The organism is Iodobacter sp. CM08, assembly GCF_033446605.1.
Taxonomy (GTDB): Bacteria; Pseudomonadota; Gammaproteobacteria; order Burkholderiales; family Chitinibacteraceae; genus Iodobacter.
This window is the reverse complement of the sequence record NZ_JAWQUO010000008.1, coordinates 150,122-156,512: the sequence shown is the minus strand read 5'-3', so window position 1 is coordinate 156,512 and position 6,391 is coordinate 150,122. Positions and strand designations below refer to the sequence as shown.

The 6,391-nt window shown below is 37.2% G+C and carries 5 protein-coding genes; all 5 read left to right on the top strand.

The features are described 5' to 3' along the window. Positions 1-855 precede the first annotated feature (855 nt). The gene (locus R6242_RS06345) at positions 856-1,692 is read left to right on the top strand and encodes a hypothetical protein (protein WP_318425182.1); all 837 of its coding nucleotides are present in this window, start codon (positions 856-858) and stop codon (positions 1,690-1,692) included. 11 nt (positions 1,693-1,703) lie between these two features. Then, a complete protein-coding gene (locus R6242_RS06340) occupies positions 1,704-3,713 on the top strand; it encodes an MFS transporter (protein WP_318425179.1) in 2,010 nt (669 codons plus the stop codon). Between the two features lie 16 nt (positions 3,714-3,729). Then, entirely contained in the window at positions 3,730-4,755 is a 1,026-nt protein-coding gene (locus R6242_RS06335; RefSeq protein ID WP_318425176.1) for an ABC transporter substrate-binding protein, read from the top strand. Between the two features lie 69 nt (positions 4,756-4,824). Then, positions 4,825-5,019, top strand: coding sequence for a hypothetical protein (locus R6242_RS06330; protein WP_318425174.1), 195 nt, complete (start codon positions 4,825-4,827; stop codon positions 5,017-5,019). Between the two features lie 307 nt (positions 5,020-5,326). Further along, positions 5,327-6,361, top strand: coding sequence for a radical SAM protein (locus R6242_RS06325; RefSeq protein ID WP_318425170.1), 1,035 nt, complete (start codon positions 5,327-5,329; stop codon positions 6,359-6,361). The last annotated feature ends 30 nt before the right edge of the window (positions 6,362-6,391 follow it).

The window sequence follows — 6,391 nt, the reverse complement described above, 5'->3', positions numbered from 1 at the left end:
TGGCGAAAGAAGTGAGGTGAAGGGCTTTATCTACAAAACAAGGTCGATGCCTTAAGGGCGCTATCAAGCTCACTTCACCTCGTGTGGTAGTAGCTAACCACCACAGGGAACAAGATACAAGGGTAAAACGGATATCTTGAGTCAAAATTTAATACATTATTTTAGCCTTTAACAGGGCATAATTTATTTGTGGTCCATGTTTTAAAAATGGATAGAGTATGGAAAAGAGCAGGCAAATAGCCTGCTCTTTTTTTATTAGGCGGAAGAATAAACACTTTTAGCGCAGAGTGTCGCTTCTTTGATACAAGGATGTCGTGTTAATTTAATAATTAGTGCAATTTACTAAATCATTTTTTGTATGCTGTAAATAAAATTTTTTCAAAAAAACAACATTTTTTTTGTTCCTCTAGCTCTTGAGTGATCTGGGGGATATTTTATTTTTTGGTTTTTTATTTCAAAAAAAGAAAGGTTTTGATGGTTATTTAAAAATAAAGCTTACAATGTGAAATATTAAGCCTCAGGCGTGTTTTGCATCTAGGTGTAAGCTTACGCTAATACTAGAAAAATCTTGAGTTTTACCTCGGGTAATGCTTTCTTTTGTATTAAGTTTTTTGTGGTGAGTCAGAAAGCATGTTTATAATATTTTTCTTAATATAATCAATATGTTGATGTTTTTTATCCTTATGTTTATGGGTGTGAAAGGATTTTTCACTGATAATTGACAGTATATTCCCGCTTAACTAATATCCAAAACATGTAATCAAGCGGAACGAAACCACAAAAAATCTTACGTTACTATTTCTTGAGCTTGACCATGCAGCCTGTGCTCGGATGCTTCTTAGATTGAGAAAACTGATGCTATCTTTTGCTATTAATGAGCAGGCAGGTCAAAGACGACAACGTTTTTTGTGGTGGAAGATTAGCGTGCTATTAGTGATAGTGATTGCTTTTGTATTGGTTATCATCACATTTCTTAATTACTCTAATTACAGAAAAACATATTTAGATTTAAATCTATCAAGACATCTTGTTTTGGCAAAAGATCTGCATCAGACCATTGAAACAGGGTTGAATATTGGCATTAAGCCTGCTGAAAATTTAAACTTGCTACCCGCCATAAGAGATAAAATTAATCGTCATGCTGGAATTCGTTATATTGGGATTATTAATGATGTAGGTGAAATAATCGGCGAAGGGCTTATGCCAGCGCAAAGTGGATTGGACTGGAAAAAAAGAATAAGTAATACGGCGGCAGATGGATACTGGCAGGCGAGTAATACAAACACTTTCCAGTTGGGAATGGTGTTTACGAATAATTTTAATATCAAAGCTGGTGCTGTAGTAATTGGCTACGACAGAATTACTATAGAGAATGCAATTGAGCATATTCGCAATAAATTATGTATTGATGTTTTGCTAACACTTGGTGTGCTTACTTTTTTAACATTGCTTGGCGTATATGTTTTGACCCGAAAGTTTGCCGCCGAGCTCTTTGAAATTGCCAATGTGATAGAAAGTACACTGGGCACGGCTGGCCCACATCAGGTGGTGCCGCAGGTTTTGAGCGAAAGTGTTGCTAAAGATATCAATGACTTCACTAGGCTTAGCCATCAGCTGGCTCAGAAGATGGCTGAGTTTGAGTGTGAAATATCCAGTACTAAGCCTTTGGCTAAAGCTGGAGGTGCGCGGTGAGGCAATTGCAAATGCGCTTAGTTTTACTGGCAGCAAGCTTGCTGGTGATTTCTGCCTTATTGCTTTCTTGGCTGGCATTGCAACATTTTGAAGCAGATTTACCCGCCGAAATGGCCAGAACAGTGACTGCAGTTAGTTATTCCTCTGCCGAAGTACTAGAAAAAGCGTACCAGCATGGAGTGCCTCTGGATGAAATGGTGGGAGTTGAAGAATATTTAAATACGGTGCGTAAAGACAATCCGCATATTGCCTATATGGCATTAAGTAATCAACAAGGCCGGGTGCTTTATCAAAGTGCATACAATAAGCTGGAAAAAAAGCCTGATTTAATCAGCCATCACGAAGTGCAGACTCAGAAAACAGGCGACTATTTTAATACCAGTGTTCCCATTGTTTTTGAACACCACGCTATTGCTACATTGCATTTGGGGCAGCGTGCTGCATTAGTTGAGCAACAGATACAAGAAGTTGCTTACGATGTTATGACCGTTTTATTGGTGGCTAGCTTAATTGCATTAGAACTGATGCGTTTTGTACTTACCTTTGTGATTGCCAGCCCAGTAGAAGTGACTCGAAATTTTCTGGATAAAATCCGCAAAGGAGATTTTAGTTATTACCTGCCTTTTGATCGTTTAGGAGGTGTGGGGCAACTGAGTGCTCAGTTTAATCAGATTGTTGCTGTATTAAACCTGCGTTATCAAACGTTATCAGAAAAAGCCAGCCAAGCAGGCCTATTGGGATCACTCAAGCAACAGCTTGCAGAGTTTAAGTTTCACGCTAAAGATGAGCGCCTAACCTTATTTTCGACTGCAGTTGATCATATTCGCTGGCCGTTTTTTCTACTGATCTTTGCTGATTCATTATCTTTATCGTTTTTCCCAGTCTTTGTTGGTCAGTTTTATTCGCCAGCGATGGGTATTTCAAAAAATATAGTGATTGGCTTACCTATTTCAATCTTTATGTTTACTTGGGCGCTATCGATGCCATGGGCGGGGATGTGGAGTGATCGAGTTGGCCATCGCAAGGCATTTATTGTGGGGGCGGCGATTACCACTCTGGGGCTGTTTCTTACTGCGTGCTCTCAGACTCTTTATGATCTTTTGCTTTGGCGATCAATTACGGCACTTGGTTATGGCTTGGTGTTTATTACTACGCAGGGCTATGTGGCGAGTAATACAGCCGCCGCGCATAGAACCAGAGGTATGGCGGTATTTTTATCCTGTTTTTTTGCCGGATCTTTATCTGGATCTGCAATAGGCGGCATTTTGGCTGATAGACTTGGCTATCAGTTTACTATTTTATTATCGGCCCTATTGAGTGCAATATCTGCTTTGTTTGTTTTAAGGTTTCTTCGTAGTAACCCTGATGTTATTTCTCAAGTTAAGAAAAAATTAAATTTTAATGACTTTAAACGTTTATTACAAAATAAAAAATTTACTGCAATCACTTTTTTAGCCGCTGTACCAGCAAAAATTGCACTCACTGGGTTTTTATATTATTCGGTGCCGCTTTATTTAAAATTATTGGGAAATAATCAATCAACAACAGGCCGGATTATGATGGCCTATGGCCTTGCTATTATTGTGCTCTCACCTTTTGTTGCCAAAATGGCGGATCGAATTGGTAAATTGCGCTGGTTTGTGAGTGTAGGTGGTTTTGCAGCAGCGGCAGCGATGTTTGTTATCTACTTTTTTGATAGTACCAGTGGATTATTAGCCAGCATTACTTTATTAGGTATCGCCCATGCTATAGGCGTATCTCCGCAGCTGGCGCTGATTAATGATTTTTGTAAAGAAGTGGTTCAGGAAGTGGGGGGAGGGACCACAACGGGAATTTTCCGCTTGATTGAAAGACTAGGAAATGTTTTAGGACCATTAATTGCTGGATTATTGATATCACAATTTGGTTTTAATATTGCATTTTTAGGGATTGGCATTGTTTCTTTGGTATGTACCAGTTGTTTTACCGTGATATTTTTCTGGTTTGACCGTAAGCAATCCCAAGCCGCTCTTGCCGTATGAGTCAAGGAAATATGAGATGTTTTTACGTGGCTTTATTTTAATTACGTTTTTATGTTTTTTTTCTATTGAAGTATCTGCAACGGAAGCAAATGCCAAGCCACCTTATAAAATAATGATGATTCTTTATCGTGGATTCACTGAAGCAGAAAAAGGATTCATTGATTACTTTAAGCAACGTCACATTGCCGTAGAGTTCATTATCCGCGATGCACAGGCCGATAACAGCAAAATAGCAGAATTTGTAAATGAGGCTCGTGAATTAAAGCCTGACCTTATTTACACCTTTGGCACTACGGTAACAGCTGAGGTGGTTGGTTTAGTGGGCCAAGTTAATCCGGCTAAACATATTACTGATATTCCTGTGGTGTTTAATATTGTTGCAGATCCTATTGGGGCAAAGTTAGTAAAGAGTTTACAAGCATCGGGGAGAAATTTAACGGGGGCATCGCATTTCGTTCCACTCTCTGCACAAATTAATGCATTACAAACCATGCGTAATACCCAGTCTTTAGGTGTTATTTATAATGCGCAAGAAAAAAATGCGGTACTGACCGTGCAGGGTTTAGAGAAAATCGCTGCTAAATATAAATTAGTTCTTGATCTAGCACCAATTGGTCTAGATGACAAACCTTCAAAAGAAGGCATAGAAAATGCGGTGCAAGCATTACTATTAAAGAAACCACAATTTATTTATATCCCATCTGATTCATTCATGATTAAGAATGCTAAAACGGTGATACAAGCTGCACAAGCAGCCAGAATCCCCGTTTTTTCAGCAACTGAATCACCAATTAGAAATGATGGTGCCTTATTGGGATTGGTTAGCACCTATTTCAATGTAGGTGAATTAGCTGCGCATAAAGCAGAGCAGATATTGTTAAAAAAAGAATCCATAACAAAAATACCTATTGAGTCTTTAAATAGATTTACGTATTTAGTCAATATGGGCACAGCTAAAAAACTAAACATCTATCCTCCTTTGGCGGTGATTAAGTTTGCAGAATTAATCTCACCTCTGGATGGGGTGGATGCAAGTGAATAGCTAATTGTAGTTGTTTGACCCCGGCCAATTTTGGCCATAACTGGCACTAATGCCAACTAGGAGAAGTGTATGAGCGAAAATAATGTAAACCCTCTTAATGAAAAAGATGGCATCAATGTAACTGCTGTTGAGTTTGATGAAAATGGTAAAGTCACTGGATTGAATGAAAGCGATTTGGATTCTATTTCTGCTGGTGTTGCAAGTGAAGCGGAGCTCGGTGTAGATGCAACTGACAATGGCAATTGCGGCCTCTGTTTTGGTTAGTCGTAATAGTAATTGTGGCATGGCAGCTGATTAGTTTTTTTTAATATTTAAAATTAACTGGTTTTTATTTTATTTAAATATTTTCCAGTTTTTAATAATTCATCTACTTGATTAATCGCTTTATTCAGATTGGCATAAACATGAATGGTATTCTTTGAAAACTCATATCCCATAAATTTTTATATTGAGTGAGGTAGAGGTGTTTTTTTTGATTTAAATATCATAGATCACTGCTTTTGTGGGGGTGGTTATTAATGCTGTTGAGTGAAGCTGTTAATCAAGTTTTTTTATTTTTTAGGTAAAAAATATGAATAAATCAAGTGTGGCCGGATATATGAATCCATTGCGGTTGGAGTTAATTGTTTTTCCAACTGAACAGTGTAATTTTAGATGTACATATTGTTATGAAGATTTTGAAATTGGACAAATGAAAGATAGCACTGTTGAAGCTATAAAAAAACTAATTTTGAATAGGCTGCCTTCATTGAATAGTTTTAAAATATCATGGTTTGGTGGAGAGCCATTATTGGCTAAAAAAATTGTGTTAGAATTAAATAAATTTGCACAAGATCAGTGTGAATTAGCAGGCGTTGCATTTAGTTCATCGATGACAACAAATGCCTTTTCTTTGAATAAAGATACCTTTGATGATTTAGTAAAAGCAGATGTTCTTGGTTATCAAATATCACTAGATGGTGATGAGGAAGAGCATAATAAAACACGAAAGATGGCTTCTGGTCGCGGTTCGTTTAGCAAAATATGGAGTAATTTATTAGCTACGCGAGAAAGTAATGCGAAGTTCCATATAAAGTTAAGATTACATGTTCATAAGGATAATGTTGAAAGTATTAAATCACTGCTTGAAAAAATAAACGCTGAATTCGGCAAAGACCCGCGTTTTACTATTTCAATTAAGGCGGTAGGAAACTGGGGTGGTACAACCGTTAAATCAATGAATTTAATGAAAAGTTCCAATGAAGTTATTGATGATCTCAATGTGCAACTAGAATATTTAGGGTGGTTTTTGGCTAGGCCTTTCTCTGAAAAAAATAATGTTTTTAACCCCTGTTATGCAGCAAAGCCAAATTCATTTGTAATTAGGGCTGATGGCAAGTTAGGGAAGTGTACTGTAGCATTGAGTGACACTAGAAATAGTATAGGCCATATTAATGATGATGGGACATTGTTTATTGAAAATGAAAAAATGAGAACTTTTATGAGAGGGTTTCAAAGTTTAGATGAAAAAGCATTGCATTGCCCTATGCATGAAATGCCAAAAAATGATGAAGTTAAAATTATAAAATTTGAAAAGAAGGTTGATATAAATATGGTGAATTTTTGATTTTTACCTGCGCTGATTACCTGGCTGATT